This window comes from Streptomyces sp. NPDC101166, from assembly GCF_044768125.1.
GTDB lineage: Bacteria > Actinomycetota > Actinomycetes > Streptomycetales > Streptomycetaceae > Streptomyces.
In genome coordinates this window covers 1-20649 of the sequence record NZ_JBIWPF010000028.1, presented here as the reverse complement: position 1 = coordinate 20649, position 20649 = coordinate 1, and the positions used below count along the sequence as shown (strand labels likewise).

At 71.9% G+C, this 20649-nt stretch carries 21 protein-coding genes; 15 read left to right on the top strand and 6 right to left on the bottom strand.

Annotated elements, in window-relative coordinates; all coding sequences use genetic code 11:
- The first annotated feature begins 42 nt into the window (after window positions 1-42).
- From ACIRS4_RS32925 to ACIRS4_RS32910, 4 genes are all read left to right on the top strand, one after another.
- Window positions 43-1086 carry a LysR family transcriptional regulator gene (locus tag ACIRS4_RS32925; RefSeq protein ID WP_404203031.1) on the top strand — a complete coding sequence of 348 codons (1044 nt, stop codon included), beginning with the start codon at window positions 43-45 and terminating at the stop codon, window positions 1084-1086.
- 47 nt (window positions 1087-1133) lie between these two features.
- Window positions 1134-1340 (top strand): hypothetical protein, encoded by a 207-nt coding sequence (locus ACIRS4_RS32920; RefSeq protein WP_404203029.1) that lies wholly within the window; start codon window positions 1134-1136, stop codon window positions 1338-1340.
- Window positions 1337-1489 carry a hypothetical protein gene (locus ACIRS4_RS32915; protein ID WP_404203027.1) on the top strand — a complete coding sequence of 51 codons (153 nt, stop codon included), beginning with the start codon at window positions 1337-1339 and terminating at the stop codon, window positions 1487-1489. The genes ACIRS4_RS32920 and ACIRS4_RS32915 overlap by 4 nt, the downstream gene beginning before the upstream one ends.
- A 227-nt stretch (window positions 1490-1716) precedes the next feature.
- Window positions 1717-2241: a GtrA family protein gene (locus tag ACIRS4_RS32910; protein ID WP_404203025.1), complete on the top strand. Its 525-nt coding sequence runs from the start codon at window positions 1717-1719 to the stop codon at window positions 2239-2241.
- Window positions 2242-2264: 23 nt separating this feature from the next.
- On the opposite strand, the gene ACIRS4_RS32905 is transcribed toward ACIRS4_RS32910, so the two are convergent.
- On the bottom strand, window positions 2265-3155 hold the full coding sequence (locus ACIRS4_RS32905; RefSeq protein ID WP_404203023.1) for a glycerophosphodiester phosphodiesterase: 891 nt from the start codon (window positions 3153-3155) through the stop codon (window positions 2265-2267).
- A 184-nt stretch (window positions 3156-3339) separates the two neighbouring features.
- Here ACIRS4_RS32905 and ACIRS4_RS32900 point away from each other — a divergent pair, with 184 nt between their 5' ends.
- The 4 genes from ACIRS4_RS32900 (at window position 3340) to ACIRS4_RS32885 (ending at window position 7609) form a co-directional block, all read left to right on the top strand.
- A complete protein-coding gene (locus tag ACIRS4_RS32900) occupies window positions 3340-3789 on the top strand; it encodes a spore-associated protein (protein WP_404203020.1) in 450 nt (149 codons plus the stop codon).
- 192 nt (window positions 3790-3981) lie between these two features.
- Window positions 3982-4488: a SigE family RNA polymerase sigma factor gene (locus ACIRS4_RS32895; protein ID WP_404203017.1), complete on the top strand. Its 507-nt coding sequence runs from the start codon at window positions 3982-3984 to the stop codon at window positions 4486-4488.
- Window positions 4489-5108: 620 nt separating this feature from the next.
- On the top strand, window positions 5109-6341 hold the full coding sequence (locus ACIRS4_RS32890; RefSeq protein WP_404203015.1) for a glycosyltransferase: 1233 nt from the start codon (window positions 5109-5111) through the stop codon (window positions 6339-6341).
- Window positions 6338-7609, top strand: coding sequence for a hypothetical protein (locus ACIRS4_RS32885; protein WP_404203013.1), 1272 nt, complete (start codon window positions 6338-6340; stop codon window positions 7607-7609). The genes ACIRS4_RS32890 and ACIRS4_RS32885 overlap by 4 nt, the downstream gene beginning before the upstream one ends.
- A 73-nt stretch (window positions 7610-7682) precedes the next feature.
- Here ACIRS4_RS32885 and ACIRS4_RS32880 read toward each other — a convergent pair whose 3' ends face one another.
- The gene (locus tag ACIRS4_RS32880) at window positions 7683-8066 is read right to left on the bottom strand and encodes a hypothetical protein (RefSeq protein ID WP_404203010.1); all 384 of its coding nucleotides are present in this window, start codon (window positions 8064-8066) and stop codon (window positions 7683-7685) included.
- Between the two features lie 254 nt (window positions 8067-8320).
- Between ACIRS4_RS32880 and ACIRS4_RS32875 the strand changes: the two genes are divergently transcribed.
- A complete protein-coding gene (locus ACIRS4_RS32875) occupies window positions 8321-8983 on the top strand; it encodes a hypothetical protein (RefSeq protein WP_404203008.1) in 663 nt (220 codons plus the stop codon).
- A gap of 25 nt (window positions 8984-9008) precedes the next feature.
- Here the strand turns inward: ACIRS4_RS32875 and ACIRS4_RS32870 are convergent, their stop codons facing one another.
- Window positions 9009-9998 (bottom strand): aldo/keto reductase, encoded by a 990-nt coding sequence (locus tag ACIRS4_RS32870; RefSeq protein WP_404203006.1) that lies wholly within the window; start codon window positions 9996-9998, stop codon window positions 9009-9011.
- A 212-nt stretch (window positions 9999-10210) separates the two neighbouring features.
- Entirely contained in the window at window positions 10211-10816 is a 606-nt protein-coding gene (locus ACIRS4_RS32865; RefSeq protein WP_404203004.1) for a lytic transglycosylase domain-containing protein, read from the bottom strand.
- Between the two features lie 195 nt (window positions 10817-11011).
- Here ACIRS4_RS32865 and ACIRS4_RS32860 point away from each other — a divergent pair, with 195 nt between their 5' ends.
- Window positions 11012-11638 carry an NAD(P)-dependent oxidoreductase gene (locus tag ACIRS4_RS32860; protein ID WP_404203002.1) on the top strand — a complete coding sequence of 209 codons (627 nt, stop codon included), beginning with the start codon at window positions 11012-11014 and terminating at the stop codon, window positions 11636-11638.
- A gap of 86 nt (window positions 11639-11724) precedes the next feature.
- The gene (locus ACIRS4_RS32855) at window positions 11725-11982 is read left to right on the top strand and encodes a hypothetical protein (RefSeq protein WP_404203000.1); all 258 of its coding nucleotides are present in this window, start codon (window positions 11725-11727) and stop codon (window positions 11980-11982) included.
- A 45-nt stretch (window positions 11983-12027) separates the two neighbouring features.
- On the opposite strand, the gene ACIRS4_RS32850 is transcribed toward ACIRS4_RS32855, so the two are convergent.
- The gene (locus ACIRS4_RS32850; protein WP_404202998.1) at window positions 12028-13380 is read right to left on the bottom strand and encodes a helix-turn-helix domain-containing protein; all 1353 of its coding nucleotides are present in this window, start codon (window positions 13378-13380) and stop codon (window positions 12028-12030) included.
- Between the two features lie 302 nt (window positions 13381-13682).
- Here ACIRS4_RS32850 and ACIRS4_RS32845 point away from each other — a divergent pair, with 302 nt between their 5' ends.
- On the top strand, window positions 13683-14768 hold the full coding sequence (locus ACIRS4_RS32845; protein ID WP_404202996.1) for a right-handed parallel beta-helix repeat-containing protein: 1086 nt from the start codon (window positions 13683-13685) through the stop codon (window positions 14766-14768).
- 58 nt (window positions 14769-14826) lie between these two features.
- Here the strand turns inward: ACIRS4_RS32845 and ppk2 are convergent, their stop codons facing one another.
- Window positions 14827-15837 carry a polyphosphate kinase 2 gene (ppk2, locus tag ACIRS4_RS32840; protein WP_404202994.1) on the bottom strand — a complete coding sequence of 337 codons (1011 nt, stop codon included), beginning with the start codon at window positions 15835-15837 and terminating at the stop codon, window positions 14827-14829.
- Between the two features lie 116 nt (window positions 15838-15953).
- Between ppk2 and ACIRS4_RS32835 the strand changes: the two genes are divergently transcribed.
- The 3 genes from ACIRS4_RS32835 (at window position 15954) to ACIRS4_RS32825 (ending at window position 20561) form a co-directional block, all read left to right on the top strand.
- Window positions 15954-16733 carry a class I SAM-dependent methyltransferase gene (locus tag ACIRS4_RS32835; RefSeq protein WP_404202992.1) on the top strand — a complete coding sequence of 260 codons (780 nt, stop codon included), beginning with the start codon at window positions 15954-15956 and terminating at the stop codon, window positions 16731-16733.
- 160 nt (window positions 16734-16893) lie between these two features.
- Window positions 16894-19572 carry a SpoIIE family protein phosphatase gene (locus ACIRS4_RS32830; protein ID WP_404202990.1) on the top strand — a complete coding sequence of 893 codons (2679 nt, stop codon included), beginning with the start codon at window positions 16894-16896 and terminating at the stop codon, window positions 19570-19572.
- 41 nt (window positions 19573-19613) lie between these two features.
- Window positions 19614-20561 (top strand): aldo/keto reductase, encoded by a 948-nt coding sequence (locus ACIRS4_RS32825; RefSeq protein ID WP_404202988.1) that lies wholly within the window; start codon window positions 19614-19616, stop codon window positions 20559-20561.
- Window positions 20562-20649: the final 88 nt, after the last annotated feature.

Here is a 20649-nt window from a genome sequence, read left to right as displayed (position 1 = left end):
CAGCCCTGCGCAGCTCGCATACCGGCAGGAGATACTGACCAGGTGGAACTGACCGTGTGGCGAACCTTCGTGACGGCGTGCCGGCTCGGATCGCTGTCCGCGACCGCCGCCGAGCTCCATCACACCCAGTCGGCGGTCTCCCGGCAGATCGCGGGGCTGGAGCGGCAGCTCGGCGTGCCCCTGATGGAGCGCCATGCGCGCGGTGTCCGTCCGACGCCTGCCGGCGAGGTGTTCCGGCGCCATGCCGTGACCACGCTCAACGAGGCCGATCGCGCCGTTCGCGCCGCGCGGGACGCCCGTGACGGGGCGTTCGACCGGCCGCTGGCGGTCGGGGCGACGCCTTCCCTGGCCGCGGGCATCGTTCCCGAAGCCATCCGGGGCCTTCTGGAGTGCGCGCAATCCCTGCGGTGGACCCTGCTGCCCGGTCTGAGCGGGCAGCTGCACCACCGCGTGGTCGCCGGTGATCTCGACATCGCCGTCGTCACCGACGCACCGCCGGGCCTGTCCCACGACCCGCGCGTCGACCGGCGTTACCTCGGTCTGGACGAGATGGTCGTCGTCCTGCCCGTCGGCCATCCCCAGGCCGGGCGAGGCCCGGTGCACATGCGGGCGCTGGCCGACCAGACCTGGGCCGAGGACAACGACGGCTCGGCAGCGCTGCTGCGCCAGCACGCCGCCCGCGCCGGAGTCAGCGCCCGCATCGACCTCGCCGCGGCCGATCTGCTCGGCAAGCTGGCCCTGGTCGCCACCGGACACGCCATCGCGCTGATCCCTGGAGTGCTGGTGTGCGCGCTGCGCCCCGACGTCACCACAGTGGGCCTCGTGGATCCCCCGACCCGTGGCATCTACACGATCACGCCACGCCGCGACCCGCACCCCTGCGCGGCGACTCTGATCGGCCGGCTCGCCACCGCGTTCGAGCCGGTCCGTCCGGCGCGGGCCGCTGACCGGGCGGCCGAGCCGGACGACCACGCCCCCGAGCCGGCGCCGCACGGCGGCGGCGCGGAAGAGGTGCGACCGGCGCCTCCGCCGGTCTTGCCGCGCGCCGGCGCTGTCCGCGACGAGGTCACGGGCTCGTCGGCCTGAGCCTGGGCGGCTGCTTCGCGGCCCGGGCCGCGGCGCTGGAGCCGCGCGTGGCGGCTCTCGCCACCGTCAGCGGCCCCTTCCGCCTCGACTGGGAGCAACTGCCTTCGCCCGTACGGGACATCATGGCCGCGCGCACCGGGGGCGCCGACGCCGCCCACGAGTTCGTACGCCAGGTGGACCTCGCCGCCCTGGCCCCCGCATCACGGCCCCGCTGCTGGTCGTGGACGGCGACCAGGACGTCATCCCCGGCGTGACGAACGGGGAGCCCCTGGCCCGTCTGGCACCGCACGGCAGTCACCTGTCCGTCCCGCACGGAGACCACCTTCTCGGCAACGCGCGGCCCGACTGGCTGCCCCACCTCGGCGACCACCTCGCTCAGACCTTGACGGGAACCCCGGCATGAACCGCACCGGCGGCACCGAGACCGCCCGGGACCGTCAGAGGCGTCTGCTCCAGGTTGCAACAAACAAGGTGCACTTGTTGCGTTAGAACTGAGTCCATTGCAACGATTTCATAGCTCCCAGCTGGGATGACTTCGATCCTTAGCAACAATTGCGTTGCCCATTTCATGAACGCAACGTAGCGTTTCCGCCAATGGAAAGCATGATGGCGGTCGAGGGGGTCGGGGACATGGGAACAACGCGGAGTCGGCGGCGGGCAGAGCCCACGGCGTCGGGCGCCTTCGCCCGGTTCGTGCTGTGCGGCGGCGGAGTGGGGCTCGCGTCCAGCTTCGCCGTGGCGGCCCTCTCCGCACGGCTTCCCTGGGCCGTGGCCAACGCTCTGGTGACGGTGGCGTCCACGCTCCTCGCGACCGAGCTGCACGCCCGCTTCACCTTCGGCGGGGGCAGGCGCGCGACCTGGCGGCAGCATGTGCAGTCGGCCGGGTCCGCCGCGGCCGCGTACGCGGTGACCTGTCTGGCGATGCTGGTCCTGCGGCAGGTGGTCGAGACGCCCGACGTGATGCTCGATCAGATCGTCTATCTCTCCGCCTCCGCGCTCGCCGGCGGCGCACGGTTCGTCGTCCTGCGTCTCGTCGTCTTCGCGCGCCGTCGGCCGCAGGCCGCGGCGGCCGCACGCGTCCGCCCTGCCGTCCGCACCGTGGCGGTCCGAGACGCGGCACCGCCGGCCCCGGCGGAGCTCTGCCGCACCGCCTGACCTCACAGGCCGCGCCGGCGGGCTCAGTACCAGTACAGCGCCCGCCGCACCACGTCGGGCTTGTTGGTGATGATGCCGTTGACCCCGTACGCGCGCATCGTCCGCGCCACGGCCGCGTCGTCGACGGTCCAGACGTAGACCTCCATCGGCTTGCCGTGCGGTCCGGTGACGCTGTGCACCGCCGAGACGTAGCCGTGCGACACCGAGCCGTACGAGGGGTTGATCAGATCGGTGAACCGTGCGTAGTCAGGCAGGTCCTCGACCGGCGGGGTGCCGAGCAGCCCGGTCCGGACCGCCGGTTTCAGGTCGTGGACGACGCGCAGGCTGTCCGCGCTGAAGTTCTGCACGATCAGCCGGTCGGCCAGATGCCGCGCGTCGAGCCAGCCCTCGGCGCCCAGCACCGTGAGGGTCTGCCGCTCGATCCCCGGGTACTGCTCGGGGTTCTTGATCTCCAGGAGCAGCTTCTGGTGGTTGTGCTCGACGCGGTTCAGGTACTGCTTCAACGTCGGCACGCGTGCGCCCGTGTAGGCGCGGCCGAACCAACTGCCCGCGTCGAGACGGGCGATCTCCGCGGCGGTGAAGTCCTTCACGTTCCAAGGGGCGCGCTTGGGGAAGACCTGCTCGACGTTGGTCGTACGGCTCAGCGTGCCGTCGTGGATCACCACGAGGGCGCCGTCCTTGGTGCGCTGCACGTCGTTCTCCACCCACGTGACGCCCAGTGAGGCCGCCTTGTCGATGGCGGCGAGGGTGTTCTCCGGGGCCTGGGCGGAGGCGCCTCGGTGGGCGATGATCGCGGGCAGGGTGCGGGCGGGTGTGGATACGCCCCGGGCGGCCGCCTGGGCGTCGAAGGCGGGAAGGGACAGCGTGAGGGCGGTCCCCAAGAGCGCGGTGACGGCGACTGCGCGGGCGTGCATGCGTACTCCTGGCATCGGGTGATGAGGTGCAGGGCGGCTGTGAGTGTGGAGGGTCATGATGACCTACGTGCCGGCCGCGCGCGTCCGCCGCGAAAAATACCGGTGATTCCGGCGCAACCATCGGAAGGCCCCGCCTGTCACACAAGGACAGGAGCAACCAACTCCTAAGCCACAAGGGGGAAATATGCGCTTCACTCACTCCATGCTGGGCGCAGCGGCACTTGCCGCTCTGTCTCTCGGGGCGACCACCGCCCTGGCGGCGCCGGCTTCCGCCGCACCCGGCACCACCCCGCAGAAGGTGTGCGGGAGCGGTTACAAGACCGTCAACTCCGCTCCCGTCGGCTCGCTGGGCACCGTCTACCTCACCTACAACGCGGCCAACGGCAAGAACTGCGTCGTCACCATTCGCAACACCCCCGGTGCCGCCGTGTACATGTCCGCGTGGATCTTCATCGACGCGACCCTCGAGACCGACGAGGACTACGGTCAGTTCACCTCGTACGCGGGTCCCGCCTACGCCATCGGCAAGGGCCACTGCGTCGACTGGGGCGGCGCCATCGCCAACACCCATGTGACGGTGACCCAGTCCAACTGCGGTTCGCTGAAGGAGCACCGGACCACCTCCGTCCGCTGACCCGCCCCGCCGCCCTTCCACCGCGCGAGAGCCGGTGGGAGGGCGGCGTCGCGTCGAGCGCGCGCCGCCGCGGTGCGTGGAGCCCGCATCGCGTGCCGGGTGATCCAGATCACCAAGGCGAGGTGCATCGCGGCGAGGGGGCCACCGTCTTCATTCAAGTGTGAAGAGCTCGCTGGAACGGGGACGGTGCGAATGGGGCAGAGCCGAGCGGAGGGGTTCGACGGGTTCGTGGCTGCCCGCTGGTCGGCGCTGTTTCACCTCGCCCTGCTCTTCGTGGGAGGCGATCGGCACCGTGCCGAGGACCTCCTTCAGGAGGCCTTGGTCAAGCTCTGGTTCGTGTGGCCCCGGATCGCCGAGGAGGCGCCGGAGGCGTACGTGCGCAAGGTTCTGGCACGAGCGGCGGCCCGTTCGGCCCGCCGGCGGTGGTGGGGTGAGCAACCGGTCGAGCACCTGCCCGACCGGGCCGAGGCGGGCGACGCGTCCGCCACCGTCGCCGAACGCTCGCGACTGGAGGACGCCCTGGCCCAACTGCCTCCGAAACAGCGGGCCGTGGTGGTCCTGCGCTACTACCAGGACCTGTCCGAGAAGCAGGTCGCCCAAGTGCTGGGGTGCCCCGTCGGCACGGCTCGGTCCCATGCGTCGCGTGGTGTGGCGCGACTACGTCGGATCCTGGCCGAGGCCGTCGAGTCGGTGGAGTGAGAGGGAGGTCATGGATCACTTCGAACGGGAGTTGGCGCAGTTGATGCGCGACTCCCAGGAGTACGTCCCGTTCGAGCCCCGGCACCGTGATCGCCTCCGGTCCGGAGTTCGGGCCCGGCGCCGCACCCGCGTGGCCCAGCGGACCGTCGGTTGCGCGCTTGTCGTCGCCGGCCTCGGCCTCGGCTTCCTGCTGCTGCCTCGCGACGACCCTGCCGAGAACCGGCCGCAGGCTCCGCAGCCGCGGCCCGTGTCGAGCCCCGTCTCGCCGAGCGGGACTCCGACACGTACCCCGGACGCGTCCCCGAGCGAGTCCTCATCGTCCCTTCCCGACGAGAGCGCCACCGCCGGGGGGCCCGCTTCCGCGTCCCACACGTCCGCGCCGGGCGGAGACCCGGCCACTCATGGCCCGGACGCGACGTCGCTCGCGACCACGCCGCCGTCGCCCACGGATACGTCGACGAGCCCCCCGCCCACGTCGGCGATCGCCTCTCCGGGCTCCGGCGACCGCTGACCGGCACCTCCTGACTCCTGCCCGCCGACCGCACCGGGCCCTGTCCGGCCCGGCACCGCCACGGGCGGCCCCGGCATGCCCTGGGACAGATCACCGAAACGGAAATCGCATGACAACCCTCGTGAATCAGCTTCCGCTGCGCGCACCTGTGCCCGCACACCACGGGCAGCCCGTCCTCGACGTGGTCGTCCCGGTGTACAACGAGCAGGCGTGCCTGGAGCGGAGCGTGCGACGGCTGCACAGCCACCTGTGTGACACGTTCCCTTACCCCTTCCGCATCACCATCGCGGACAACGCCAGCACCGACGACACTCCACTCATCGCGGCCCGGCTGACCGCCGAGCTGCCCGAGACACAGTGGCTGCGACTGCCGGAGAAGGGGCGGGGCGGGGCGCTGCACACGGCGTGGTCGCGCTCGGGGGCGCCGGTGCTCGCGTACGTCGACGTGGACCTGTCGACCGAGCTGACGGCGCTGCTCCCGCTGGTCGCGCCGCTGATCTCCGGCCACTCCGACATCGCCGTCGGCACCCGCCTGGTCCCCGGCTCCCGGGTGGTCCGCGGCGCAAAGAGAGAGGTCATCTCCCGCTGCTACAACATCCTGCTGCGGTCGACCCTGGGCGTGGGCTTCTCGGACGCGCAGTGCGGTTTCAAAGCCGTCCGGCGTGACGTCGCCGAGCGGCTGCTGCCCCTGGTGAAGGACTCGCAGTGGTTCTTCGACACCGAACTGCTGGTGATAGCGGAGCGGGCGGGGCTGCGCATCCACGAGGTGCCGGTGGACTGGGTGGACGACCCCGACAGCAGGGTCGACGTCCTCGCGACGGCCCTGGCCGATCTGCGCGGCATCGCCCGGATCGGACGGGGACTGGCCCGTGGCTCGCTCCCCACAGCCGGGCTGCGCAGGGACGCGCCCGACGCGGCGGACGGCGGTCTGAGCGGCCAGCTGCTGCGCTTCGGCGTGGTCGGCGCGGTGAGCACCGTCGGACATGTGTCGCTGTACGCGGCGTTGTGCGCGACGACGACGCCGCAGGCCGCCAACGCGCTGGCCCTGCTGGTGTGCGCGGTCGCCAACACGGCCGCGAACCGGCGGTTCACCTTCGCCCTGCGCGGGCGCGCCGGCGCGGTCGGCCACCAGGCCAAGGGGTTGCTGATCTTCGTGGTGGGCCTGGCCCTGACCAGCGGATGCCTCGGCGTGCTGCACCAGGTGGCGCCAAGTCCCGCGCGCGCCACGGAGATCGCGGTGCTCGTCGCCGCCGGCCTTGCCGCGACACTGCTGCGGTTCCTGCTCTTCCGTGCCTGGGTGTTCCCGGTCCGCCGTCGTGGGCGGGGGGCCGCTGCCGCATGAGCGACACCATGACGCAAGGAGTCGGCACCGGGAGCCCCGGTGCCTCGCCCGCCCCGGGCGAGGCACCGGACGACGGCCCGCTTCCGGGGCTGCGCCGCGCGGTCGTGCGCTACGGTCCGGTGCTCGCCGTGTACGGCGTGCTCAAACTCATCGGCTTCTCGGTCTTCATGTACCTGCTGGACTCAGCCGGGGACTTCCGGGAGAAACACCCGCGTTTCGGCGGCGGGGCCCACGCCTGGGACGTGCTGGCGAGCTGGGACGGCTGGTGGTACCAGCAGATCGCCGCACACGGGTACGACCCCGCCCTCGTGCCGGTGCCCGATGCCGAGGGACTGATCACGCTCGAAGGCAACTCGGCGGCGTTCTTCCCGTTGTACCCGGCAGTGATGCGGGTGGTCTCCGAGGGCACGGGTCTCGGTCTGTACGGCGCCGGCATGCTGGTCTCGGTCGTCGCCTCCTTCGTGGCCGCCGTCGGGATCCACACGGTCACCGCACGGTTCGGCGGCGAACGGGCCGGGCTGGCCGCCGCCGGACTGTGGGCGGTGTGGCCCGGCTCGGGCGCGGAGTGGTCGGGCTACTCGGAGTCGCTGTACGTCGCCCTCGCCGTGTGGACCTGCCACGCCGTCATGAGCGACCGCTGGCTGACGGCGGGCGTCCTCGCCTTCAGCGCCGGCCTCAACCGCCCCACCGCCGTCGCGCTCATCGCCGCTCTCACCGTCGCCGGGCTGGTGGCGTTGCACCGTCGCCGCAAGGACTTCGCCCGCCTGTGGACCGCGATACTGATCGCACCGCTCGGCCTCGTCGGCTACCTGCTGTGGGTCGGCAACCGCATGGGCGACCTCCGCGGCTACTTCATCCTCCAGACCGGGGCGTGGGGGCACACCTTCGACTATGGAGCGCACACCCTCGACGTGGTGAGTTCCGTCGCGGTGGGCCGCCACGACTATGTCTTCGCGGCCCCTTTCGAGGACATCATCGGGGTGCTGGTCGTCCTGCTGGCCGTACTTCTCCTCCCCCTGCTGATCCGTCTGCGCCCCCCGGCCTTCCTGGTCGTCTACACGCTCCTCACCTTCGTCCTCGCGCTCGGCAGCCAGCAGATATTCGGCAACGTCTCGCGCTACCTGCTCCCCGCCTTCCCTCTCTTCATCCCGCTGGCCCTCAAGTCCCGCGCCCTGGGGCTGCCCACCCTGATGACACTGCTGAGCATCACGGCGGTGGCGTCCGGCTCGTATGCGGGATACGCGCTCTTCGAACTGGGAGTTCCGTAAGCCGCTGCCGGAACGCGCTGACGCAGGGGTGGATTCCGCCGGCGGAAGCCACCCCTGCGTCAGGATTCAGCGGTCAGACGCTGGCGCAGATCGCGTACACGCTGATGCCGACGGTGGAGTAGCCGTCCTGTCGGCCCAGCCCGATCCAGCCGCGTCCGTCGTCGGTCGGGAAGCTGCCGACCAGGATCGCGCCGTTGCCCTGCGCTTCGGCGCCACCGCCGACGACCACCTTGCCCGCCGGGCAGTAGACGGTCCGACGCTGGAAGTTGGGGACGTCGGCGTTGGGGAGCTTGACGATCTGGTAGCCGGCCACGGAGGCGGCCCGCGCCGGCGCCGCGGCGGCCGCCGCCCGGCTGGTGTCGCCGGCCTGTCCGTCGCCGGCCTGAGCGGCCCAGCCCGCTCCCGACACCAGGGCCAGGGCCAGAACGCCCGCGCCGATCGCCTGCTTGCCTCGCATATGAATGTCCTCTCGTGCCGTGGGCTCCGGGGAAGCGGAGCTCTCGACGACCATCCTGGTGACATCGATCGGGCATCGGGCGGGAAATCAGGTCAAACGCCACGATAGGGCGAACACGGGGCACAGAGGGCGCTCATGCTCGTGGTCGGGGACGCCTCACGCGCTCCGCGTGCTCCCCGCCGGGGGCGAGAGGCCGGTCAGCTCGAAGGAAAACAACTCCCCTGCTGGCGCATGATCGTTGATACGGTCCCGCCATGGTTGCAGCACAGGAATCATCGAGCGGCCCGGTCACCGCGGACGATGTCGAGCACGCCGTCCGCCTGGCACTCGCCGCTCTGCGCGGGGCCGACGCTCTGGACTGGAGCGCCAAGGCGGGTTCCCTGGAGTGGGACTGCTGGGAGACGGTCGAGCACCTCGCCGACGATCTGTTCTCCTACGCCGTCCAACTGGGCCCGGCCAGGCCGCCGTCGGACACCGACGTCCCCTTCGCCTGGAGCCAGAAGAGGCCTGGCGGCCCGGCGAACGCGGTCTTCGCCGACCGGGAGGCAGGGCCGGCCGGTCTGCTCCAAGTCCTGGACGCCAGTGGTGCTTTGCTGACCGCGATCGTCCGCACCACTGCGCCCACGGTCCGGGCGCACCATGTCTTCGGCGCGGCCGACCCCGAGGGGTTCGCCGCGATGGGCGTCGTCGAGACGCTGGTGCACGTCCACGACGTGGCGGAGGGCCTGAACCTGCGGTGGACGCCGCCCGCCGACCTGTGCGACCGCGTGCTGGCGAGGCTCTTCCCCGACGCCCCGACCGACACCGACCGGTGGCCCACCCTCCTGTGGGCCACCGGTCGTGCCGAGCTCCCCGGCCGGCCGCGTCCGAGCAAGTGGCGCTGGTACGGCGCACCCCGCGCCGAGCGCGAGGCGTAGCTCGCCGTCGCCACCGGGCGCGGTGCTACCGGTCGAGGGATCGCATCCCCGCCTCGTCGTACCGCTCCCCCGCGGCCTCGGGCAGCTCCGCTTCGATGCGGGCCAGGTCGTCGCCGGTCAGTGTGATGTCGACGGCGGCGGCGTTCTGCTCCAGGTAGGTGCGGCGCTTGGTGCCCGGGATGGGCACCAAGTTCTCGCCCCGGGCCAGCACCCAGGCGATGGCCAGCTGGGCCGGCGTCACGTCCTTCTCGGCGGCGATCTCCTTCACCTTGGCCGCCAGCCGCTGGTTCGCCTCCAGGTTGGCTTCCTTGAAACGCGGGTTCTCACGGCGCCAGTCGTTCGCGTCGAGCTCGTCCGGCGAGGTGAAGCGGCCCGCGAGGAAGCCACGGCCGAGCGGCGAGTACGGCACGAAGCCGATGCCCAACTCGCGGCAGGCCGGCAGCACCTCGGCCTCCACGTCCCGCGACCAGAGCGAGTACTCGCTCTGCACCGCGGTGATCGGGTGCACCGCGTGGGCGCGCCTGATGGTCTGCGCGCTCGCCTCGCTCAGACCGATGTGGCGCACCTTGCCCTCGGCGACCAGCTCGGCCAGCGCGCCTACGGTCTCCTCGATGGGCACGTTCGGGTCGACCCGGTGCTGGTAGTACAGGTCGATGTGGTCGGTGCCCAGCCGTTCGAGGGAGCCGTGGACCGAGCTGCGGACATGCTCGGCCGAGCCGTCCTGCGGGCCGACCGTGCTGATGTCGCCGGGTACGGCGTCGTCCATCCGGTAGTTGAACTTCGTCGCGATCACGAACTCGTCGCGGTGCCCCCGGATCGCCTCGCCGACGAGCGACTCGTTGGTGAGCGGCCCGTACATCTGCGCGGTGTCGAGAAAGTTCACACCGAGGTCGAGGGCATGGCGGATGGTCGCGATCCCCTCCTTCTCGTCGGCGGATCCGTAGAAGGCGGACATGCCCATGCACCCCAGGCCGATGGCCGATACCCGGAGATCCCGCAGACTGCGCTCCTGCATGTGTCCCAGCCTTTCCCTGCATGCTCGTACTCGTACGTCGTGTGGACGCCGCGAAGCCCCACATCCATCTAGCGACGGATCCCACCGTCCGGCATCCCGTGAGAGGCATCGCGCCGCGATGTCCTCGACGCTATGTGTTGGAGCGCGCTCCAACGCAAGCCTCCCTGGCCGGTGACGTTCCCGGAACGCCGAGCCGTCCGCCGCCGCGTGGATCAGCCGGCGGCCGCGGCGTCGCCGGGCGTGCCGCGATGTGCGAGAGCGTCGGCGGACCGGCTCCGGTTCGTGCGGAAGCGGCGCAGGTACGCCTGCGCCATGGGGCCCGGCGGGATGCCCCGGGCGAAGGCCCGCATGTTGCGCTCGCCCGTGTTGTAGCCCAGGGCGAGGAGCTCGTCGCGGGTGTAACGGCGTACGTGCCGCTCCGGGAGGCTCCGGTCGAGGTCCCCCAGGTGCAGGGCCGCCGCGCGGACGGCGAGAGCGGGATCGTCGCGAAGGTCCTGCCACTGCTCCGACAGGCCGTGGATTCGCCGGACCTGCTCGAACGTCGCCCGGTGCATGTTGGCCACCCCGAAGGACGCCTCGGGCTTCCACCACTGCCACAGCCGCTCCAGCAGCGGGTGGTGGGGCTTGTAGGCCTCGTTGTGGAGCACGGTCATCACGAGCAGGGGCGTCACTGCGGCTTCCTCGGCGCTGCGCACCACGCAGGCGGCGTAGTCCGCCGGGTCGTAGCCGCGGGGCCGCAACGGTGGTGTCGGGGCACCGCAGTGGTCCTCGGGCCTCGACGATTGCTTCGGCGTCGTCGTGGACGACCACTGCTCCATCCGCACTCACCTCTCCCCCGCCGCCGCCCGAAGCAGCGAAACGCCTGGCATTTCGAGGTCCGCGTGCCCCTGCGGGCAGGTCTCAATCCCGCGGCCGCCTGGCTCATCCCCCCGGGCCCCGGCCATCCTGGGCGCGGGCTCCCCTCGCGTGGACGCCCGCTCGCCCCTGTCTCCCGGACGAAGGACGCACATTCCATGAAGCTCTTGATCCTCGGGGCGACCGGCCCCACCGGCCGCCATGTCGTCGATCTGGCCGTCGAGGGCGGTGACGCGGTCACCGTCCTGGCCCGCCGGCCGGAGGCGCTGGACGACGTCGCGGACCGGGTCCGGGTGGTCGCCGGAGACGCGACCTCGTACGCCGATGTCGTGGCGGCGACGAGGGGGCAGGACGCCGTCGTCTCGGCCCTCGGCAGGGGTACGTCCCTGCGCGCCGACGACCTGTTCACCCGGGCCGCGGCGGCCGTGGTCGGTGCGGCCGAGGCGGAGGGCGTGTCGCGCCTGGTGTGGCTGTCCTCGTTCGGTGTGGGGGACACCTACCGCTCGGCGAGCCCCGTGCAGAAGGTCATGTACAGCACCCTTCTGCGCGGCATCTACGCGAACAAGGCGCTCGCCGAGGAGGCGATCCGCTCCAGCGGCCTGGACTGGACGCTCGTCTATCCGACCGTGCTGACCAAGGGGCCGGCCAGAGGCGCGTACCGGGTCGGCGAGCGTCTCGCGATGAAGGGCGTCCCGAAGGTCAGCCGGGCGGACGTCGCCGACTTCCTGTGCAAGGCGGCCCACGGCTCCGAGTGGATCCGCCGGGACGCCGTCATCACCGACTGAGCCGCCCCGCGGTCTGAGCGCGCGGCCTCGCCGAAGGGGGTGGAGGCGGGGCCTGCCCAACAGGCTTGCCGCTGAGCGGAATTGACGTGCTGTTCGTGTCAGACGGCCGTTACCGTGTCCTCGCTCGGCAACGGGCCGCGCCCCTCACCGCCCAGGCCCACCCGCGCCCGTCGCGCGCCGCAACGTCCGCCGGCCGCTTCCTCGACATCGCCCTCAAGGGCCCGGGCCATGCTGAAGCCCATCCCGGTTCCCGGCACTTCTGCACCGAGCTGCACTCCAACGACGGCGTCCTCGGCAACGCGCGCGAGATCCACATCGAGTACTGCGAGCAGTGGGCGTCGTGAGCGTGCACCGGATGCCGAACAGCGGACGTGGTGTCGGCCCGGAGGTCACTGGCTGTCGGCGGGGACCCAGGCTCGCTCGTCGGCGTCGTTCGTGCCGTACCAGTAGTGCGGCATTCCCTTGATGCTGGTGGTGTGGAACGGGCGGCCGTGGTCGTCGATGCGGATCGTGCCGGTGCGGCCCTGGGAGGACCAGTCGAGTTCGAGGTACCAGCGGGCGTCGTAGGCCTGTGTCGTCCCGTCGACGAGCAGCACCTCCGGGTCCTCGGCGGAGACGCGGTACGGGAAACGCACGGCCGGGACGGTCACGTCCCTGTCGGCGCCGTCCTCGGGACGGGCGACGGGGCGATCGGCGTCGAGGTTCACGGTGAAGCGGCGTGGCGTGATCTCGCTGCCGCAGCCCTGGCTCATGGAGTACGCGTTCCCGGTGACCGGGGTGCCTCGGCTGACGACGCGGACGCGGAGCGCGTGCAGGACCACGGCCGCGGACGACCGTCCCTGCACCGAGATCTGCACCTTCGTCTGCCGCCCGTGCACCGCGCTCTGCGTCGCCGCCCACACCCCGGCGTCCTGCTGCATCGGCGGCGGAGGCACCTGCGCGGGCGGCTTGCCTATGACGTAGTCGTGGTCGCAGCCCTTGTCCCAGACGAGCGAGTCGACACTCCAGGTGAGGGGCAGGGCGGTGGTCGGCTGCCCGGCGGGTTCCTCGGCCGACGAGGGGGTGCCGCCGGAGACGGACGCGGTGGGGGCTTTCTGCCGGGCGCCCCGCGACACGGGGCTGCTGGACGGGGAGGGGGAGACTGCGGACGGTCCAGCAGTGCGGTGGGGTGCGCCGGCGATCGTCCTCGGGCCCGTCGAGGGAGACGCGTCCGCCGCGGAGGAGCCGTGGTCCGCCAGTGCGGACACGCCGCCGGCAGCGGCGAGCAGCGCACAGGTGACGGCGGTGGACGCCAGGGCGCGTCGGCTGCGATACCAGGGGCGGGGGGCGGGGGCGGGGGCGTCCTCGTGCGGGGCCGGACCGCTCCCGGACTGCTCGGTAGGGACGGTCTCGTCGACGGGGTCTGGGTCGTGCGCGTCCACTTCCGGCGCGGGGGCCGGCTGCGGCTCCCCCTCCGGCTGCGGTTGCGGTGAATCGCCCGTACGGGCTCGCTGGCGAGCCGCCACCGCCGACAGCCACAGGCGGTGCAGTTCGAGCCGCTCCTGCGGTGTCGCCGCGCAGAAGGCCGCGAGCCGTTCCACGGGCGCGAAGTCCTGCGGCACCGCCTCGCCCGCACAGTACCGGTGCAGGGTGGAGGTGTTCATGTTGAGGCGGCGGGCCAGGGAGCCGTAGCTCCGGTCCGTGCGGTCCTTCAGCCGGCGCAGCAGCGCCGCGAACTCCTCGACGTCGTGGTGATTGGGCACCGTTCTCCCTCGTCCGCCCGCGATCCCGCATCACAGGCCCTCATGTCCCTGCACGTGAGACGGGCTGGGATGGTTCCCACGATGGGCAGGGAGAACCGGCGTCGCACCGGGCGCGGGTGTCCGGCCGGCGCCGTACCCCGGGCTCGGATGTCCGCCGACGCCGGACGGGCGTACGCCCTAACCCGTCTGGTTTCACCGGATGGCGGGCCGCCCACGGTCAGGTTGGACTGTCGGGGCGGCAGTTCCCGCCACTCATCCGGCTCAGGAGATTGCCGTCCCACAGCCGAACCGAGGGAGAACCGGTGCTGACCGTGAAGAAGACGCCTGCCCTGCTCCTGGCCGCGACTCTGAGCACGTCCCTCGCGGGCATCGCCCCGACGGCCGCCGCAGCGAGCCCGCGGGCACATGCCGCGGTGGTGCCGTGCGGTGACGTCGGCGAGCTGATCAGACAGATCGACAGCGTCAACTCCCGTGGCTCCGGGATACTGCTCCTCGCACCGGGCTGCGAGTACCGGCTCCTCGCTCCCGCCGTCGCCGCCGGTCCCAACGGAGCCGACGGTCTCCCCGTGATCACCGGGAACCTGACCCTCACGGCGCTCGGCTCCGCCACCATCACGCGGGCCGCGGCGACCGCGTTCCGCATCGCGGAGGTCGCCCCGCAGGGAACCCTCACACTCAACGGGGTCACCTTGTCCAACGGCAGCGCCGCCTCCGCCCCCACCGGCGACGGCGGGGGCGTCCTCACTCAGGGAGTCCTCCGGTTGAACGCCGGCCGCGTCACCGGCAACGCGGCGTCCGTGGCGGGCGGAGGGATCGAAGTGGCGTCCGGCGGCGCCGCGTACCTCGCCGACAGCACCGTGACCGGGAACACCGCCTCCGACGGCGGCGGCGTCCACGTCGACACCTCCGGCAGGCTGACCGTCAACGGCGGCGCCGTCGACGCCAACACCGCGACCGCCACCGGCGGCGGAGTGGCCTCCAACGGGACGACGGTGCTCAACTCGGCCTTCGTCCGCGGCAACACGGCCGGCGCCTTCGAAGGCGGCGGCGTCTTCACCGCCATCGGCCCGCTGACCGTCAACGGCGGTCGGATCAGCGGCAACACGGCCGCCTCGTACGGAGGGGGCGTCGCCAACCTCGGCAGCACCGTGCGTCTGATCGCCGCGTCGCTGGTCGGCAACACCGCCCACGTCGACGGCGGCGGCCTCTACAACCAGGCCGGCACGTCCCAGCTCTTCGCAGGGCGGATCACCGGCAACCAGGCGGACGGCGTGGGGGGCGGCGTCTTCCGGGCCGGCGGCACGGTCACGCTGCAGGGGACGCCCGTCAACGGCAACATCCCCGACAACTGCGCCCCGGCCGGCTCCGTCGGCGGCTGCGTCGGGTGAGACGGCGGACCGGCGGAAGGAGGCCGGCCGGGCTCCTTCCGCCGACTCGTCGGCGTCGTCAGCCGGTCTCGTCGTCGGGGCGCCGCTCCGGTGCGTGTGCTGGTGAGCGGGGGTGCAGACCGGGGCCGAGAGGCGGGCCGGCCAAGGGGGTGGGAGAGAGGTCGGTGGGTTCCTCGCCCGCCTCCAGGAGGGTGTCGGCGTTGCCGACGATGAGGGGGTCGGGGCGGCCGACGGCGTCTTCGTCCTTGCCGTCGTAGTCGATGCGCCACAGAAGGCTGCGCATCGCCTCCAGGCGGCCCCGGCGCTTGTCGTTGCTCTTGACCACCGTCCACGGCGCGCGCTCGGTGTCGGTCGCGCGGAACATCGCGACCTTGGCGGCGGTGTACGCGTCCCACAGGTCCAGGGAGGCAAGATCGGTGGGCGAGAGCTTCCACTGACGCACGGGGTCGACCTGGCGGATGGCGAAGCGGGTCCGCTGTTCGGCCCGGGAGACGGAGAACCAGAACTTGACCAACAGGATCCCGTCCTCCACGAGCATCGCCTCGAAGGACGGGCACTGCCGCAGGAACAGGTCGTACTGCTCCTCGGTGCAGAAGCCCATCACCTTCTCGACGCCGGCGCGGTTGTACCAGGACCGGTCGAAGAAGACGATCTCACCGGGAGCCGGCAGATGGGCGACGTACCGCTGGAAGTACCACTGTCCCGTCTCCCGCTCGGTCGGCTTGTCCAGGGCGACGATCCGCGCCCCACGGGGGTTGAGCCGCTCGGTGAACCGCTGGATGGTGCCGCCCTTTCCGGCCGCGTCCCGGCCCTCGCAGATCACCACCAGCCGGGCGCCGGTGTCCTTCACCCAGCTCTGCAGCTTGAGCAGCTCGATCTGGAGGAACCGCTTGGTCCTCTCGTACTCGACCCGCCCGATCTTGTGGTCATAGGGATAGTTCTCCTGCCATGTACGGATCGACGCCCCGGAGGAGTCCAGGAGCACGGGCTGCTCCGGTCGGCGGTCGTCCACGCTCAGCCCTGACAGCAGGTCCTGGGCCTCGGGCCGCTGCAACTCACGATCGTCCACGCCGCCCGACTACCCGTGCCGCACATGTCTAAGGCCTCGCACCGGCTCGCACACCCCGTGGTGAGGGGGCACGAGGCGGTGTGGTGGACCGTCGGCAGCGCCGGTACGGTGACCGCGTGGAGGGGGACCAACGAGCCTTGCACGCCTCGTCGTTCGGCGCGGCGGCAGCCGAGTACGCCGAGCACCGCCCGGACTACGCGCGGGCCGCGGTGCACTGGGCGCTCGCGCTCGCGCCCGGCCCGCGTGTGCTCGATCTCGGCGCCGGAACGGGGAAGCTGACCGCCACGCTGGTGGCGCTGGGCGTCGACGTCGTCGCGGTCGAGCCCGACCCGGCCATGCTCGGCGAGCTGCGCCGCTCACTTCCGGCCGTCCGTGCGTCGGCGGGCGGCGCCGAGGCGATACCGCTGCCGGACGCTTGCGTCGACGCGGTCCTGGCCGGCAACGCCATGCACTGGTTCGACATGGCCGTGGCGGGACCCGAGATCGCCAGGGTGCTGACTCCCGGCGGCGTTCTGGCCGGGCTGTGGAACGTCCTGGACGACCGGGTGGACTGGGTCGCCGGGCTCACCCAGGTCGGCGGGAGCGCGGCCGTCGGCCCGCGGGACACGGCAGCCGGCTGGCGCGCGGAGACGGCGAACGCCCACCGTCCGCGGACGGGCGCGGCCCCCCGGTTCGGCGCGCCGGAGCAGGCCGAGTTCCCGCATGGGCAGCGCCGCACCGCTGACTCCCTCGTCGCGACCCTGGCGACGCGCGCGGGAATGCTGGTCATGCCGGAGCGGGAACGGGAGGCGACGCTGGACCGGATTCGCGGCTTCCTGGCAAGCGTGCCGCAGACCGGCCGCGGCGAGTTCACTCTGCCGATGCTGACGGGCGTGCTGCGCACGCGGAGGCTGTGAGGCGTCACGCTGCGTGCCAGGTGTCCCGGTTCTCGACATGGCCTGACTGTCGTGACCGTTGTGGCCTGTGTGACGGCGGAGGCGCTGCGCTTGCGGTGGGCGGGGGCCGCTCGGCCGGCGACCCGTGACGGCACGGGGGGAGCAATGCTAGAAAGAACCGATGGACGACCGCTTTGCCCGAGTAAGACCGGTATCACCGTGGTCGCGACTGCGGAAGAACGCCCTGAGCGTCGCGGGGCAGATGTTCCTCCTGCAGGTGGCGCTGGTGGTGCTGCTCGTGGCGTTCGCCGTCCTCGCTCTCGTGCTGCAGTCACAGCGAGGCACGAGCGCCGAGGCGGAACGGCGTTCCGTGGCCGTCGCACAGACCTTCGCCCACTCCCCGGGCCTGCTCTCCGCCCTGCGCGGCCCCGATCCCGCGAAAGTCCTGCAGCCGCTGACCGAGGCCGGTCGCAAGTCCGCCGGCGTCGACTTCGTCGTGGTCATGGACACGAAGGGGATCCGCTACACCCATCCCATGCCGGACCGCATCGGCAAGCGGTTCGTGGGAGAGATCGAGCCGTCGCTCGCCGGGAAGGTCTACACGGAGAGCGTGCGCGGCCCCCTGGGGAAGGAAGTCCAGGCCACGGTGCCCGTGCGGGACGCCCGGGGTCAGGTGGTGGCCCTTGTCTCAGCCGGGCTGAAGGTCAAGAACGTGACCGGTCTGGTGGACCGGCAGATACCCATCATCCTCACCGCCGGGGCGGTCGCCCTGGGGGCGGCCACCGCGGCGACGGTCCTGGTGGGCCGGCGGCTGCGACGGCAGACCCACAGTCTCGCGCCGAACGAGATGACCCGCATGTACGAGCACCACGACGCGGTGCTGCACTCGGTGCGCGAAGGGGTGCTCATCGTCACCGGCGAGGGGCGGCTGCTGCTGGCGAACGACGAGGCCAGGCGCCTTCTGGAGCTGCCCCCGGACGCCGAGGGCCGGCAGGTCTCCCAGCTGCCGGGTCTCGAGCCGGAGATGGCGTCGCTGCTCGGCTCCGGACGCGAGGCCACGGACGAGGTGCACCTGGCCGGTCCCCGGCTGCTGGTGGTCAACCAGCGGCCCACGGACCGCGACGGAGGCCCGAAGGGCACCGTGGTGACGCTGCGCGACTCCACGGAGTTGCGGGCCGTGTCCGGCAGGGCCCAGATCACGGGTGAGCGGCTGAAGCTGCTCTACGACGCGGGACTGGGCATCGGCACCACCCTGGACGTGGTGCGCACGGCCGACGAACTCGCCCGGATCGCCGTCCCCCGCTTCGCCGACTTCGTCACCGTGGACCTGGCCGACGCCGTGCTGCACGGCGAGGAGCCGGCGGCCACGGCGAAGGGCATGCGCCGCGTCGCCGTCTGCGGCATCCGCGACGACCAACCGCTCTACGAGAAGGGCCGGTTGATCGACTTCGTGCCGTCCACGCCCCAGGCGCGCGGCTACGGCACCGGCCGCTCGGAACTGGTGACCGACCTCTCCACCGCGACGGGCTGGCACCGGCAGGACCCTGAGCGCACCGAACAGATCCTGGAATACGGCATCCATTCGCTCATCTCGGCTCCGATCCGCGCCCGCGGTGTCGTGCTGGGCATGGTCAACTTCTGGCGCTGCGAGGAGCACGCCCCCTTCGACCAGGAGGAGCTGTCGCTCGCCGAGGAACTGGTGGTGCGCGCGGCGGTCAGCATCGACAACGCCCGCCGGTACACGCGCGAGCACGCTCTCGCGGTCACCCTCCAGCGCAGTCTGCTGCCGCGCGGCCTGCCCGAGCAGAGCGCCCTCGACGTCGGCTACCGGTACCTTCCGGCTCAGTCGGGCGTGAGCGGGGACTGGTTCGACGTGATCCCGCTGCCGGGCAGCCGGGTGGCGCTGGTCGTCGGCGACGTGGTCGGCCACGGCCTGCACGCCGCCGCGACCATGGGGCGGCTGCGGACCGCGGTGCACAACTTCTCCACGCTCGATCTGCCGCCCGATGAGCTGCTGAGCCATCTTGACGATCTGGTCGGGCGTATCGACCAGGACGAGGCGTGCACGGAGAGTCCGGCCGCCGTCGTGGGCGCCACCTGCCTGTACGCGATCTACGACCCCGCGACGTGCCGCTGCACCATGGCGCGCGCGGGACACCTGGCCCCCGCGCTGGTCCGTCCCGACGGCAGCGTCACCTTCCCCGACCTGCCGTCCGGGCCGCCGCTGGGGCTGGGCGGCATGCCCTTCCAGTCGGCCGAGCTGGACATCGCCGAAGGCTCGCAGCTCGTCCTGTACACCGACGGTCTCATCGAGGACCGCACCCGCGACCTCGACGAGGGAATGGAGCTGTTGCGCAAAGCCCTGGCGGGACACCCCGCGCGCCCGCCGGAGGAGAGCTGTCAGGCCGTGCTGGAATCGCTGCTGCCCGGGCGTCCCACGGACGACGTGGCCCTGCTCATCGCCCGCACGCATGCGCTGCCGCCGGACCGGATCGCCGAGTGGGACGTACGGCCCGATCCGGCTGCCGTGGCCGGGGTGCGCGCCGCGGCCACCGGCCGGCTCGACGAGTGGGGACTGTCCGAGCTGGGCTTCGGCATGGAGCTGGTGCTGAGCGAGCTCGTCACCAACGCCGTCCGCTACGGCTGCGAGCCGATCCACGTCAGGCTGGTCTTCGACCGCACGCTGATCTGCGAGGTGTCCGACGGGAGCAGCACCTCGCCCCATCTGCGGTACGCCGCGACGACCGACGAAGGCGGCCGGGGCCTGTTCCTGGTGTCCCAGCTGACCGAACGCTGGGGAACCCGGTACACCCCGCAGGGCAAGGTCATCTGGGCCGAACTGGCGCTGCCGGACGACTGAGGAACAGGGCTCTTGACCTGGAGCGCGCTCCAGATACGAGCATGGGCGGCATGAACACCGACGAACCTCACGTCGTCCTGGGGACGATGGACTTCGGCACGCGTGTCGCCCCCGAGCGGGCTTTCGCGGTCCTCGACTCCTTCGTCGCCGGCGGCGGTGTCTGGCTGGACACCGCGAACTGCTACTCCTTCTGGGCCGACCCCAGTGGCGTCGGCGGCGCCAGCGAGCGCGTCATCGGCGCGTGGTTGCGAGCCCGCCCGGGCGTGCGCGAACGGGTGCGGATCGCGACGAAGGTCCGGCAGAACCCGCTCATCCCCCACTCGTGGCCGCAGAGCGCCGAGGGCCTCTCCGCCCGCGCGGTCCACGCCGGTGTCGAGGGGAGCCTGGAGCGCCTCGGAGTCGATCACGTCGACCTGCTGTGGGCCCACGCCGAGGACCGTGGCGTGCCGCTGGAGGAGACGGTCGACGCCTTCGGCGAGCTGGTCGCCAAGGGGGTGGCCGTGCGGGTCGGGGCGGCGAACCATGCCGCCTGGCGCGTCGAGCGCGCCCGGTCGTCGGCGCGGCGGCGGAACGTGGAGCCGTGGTCGGCACTGCAACTGCGCCACTCGCTCGTGCGGCCGCGCCCGCTCACCCCGCTCGCGGAGGCCGGTCATCGCATGCTCGCCGCCGAGGACCTGGACTACGCACGATCGGAGGGGCTCGCCGTGTGGTCGTACAGCTCGCTGATGTGGGGATCGTACGAACGCGCGGACAAGCCCCTTCCGCAGACCTATGATCACCCCGGAACCACCCGGGTGCTCGCCGTCCTGGGCGATGTCGCCGACGAGCTCTCGGCCACGAGGAACCAGGTCGTCCTCGCGTGGCTGATGCGCCAGGGGATCGATCCCATCGTCGGCGCCAGCCGGCCGGAGCAGATCGAGCAGGCGCTCGCCGCACGCCGGCTGCGGCTCGACGACGGACACCTGGCGCGCTTCGCCGAAGCGCGCTAGTGCCGTGACCGGAAAGGTTTGCCGGGAAGCTCGCGGCGTCCGGCGCGGTGGATCGCAAGGCGGAGCATCGCCCGTGTACTGGATGTAC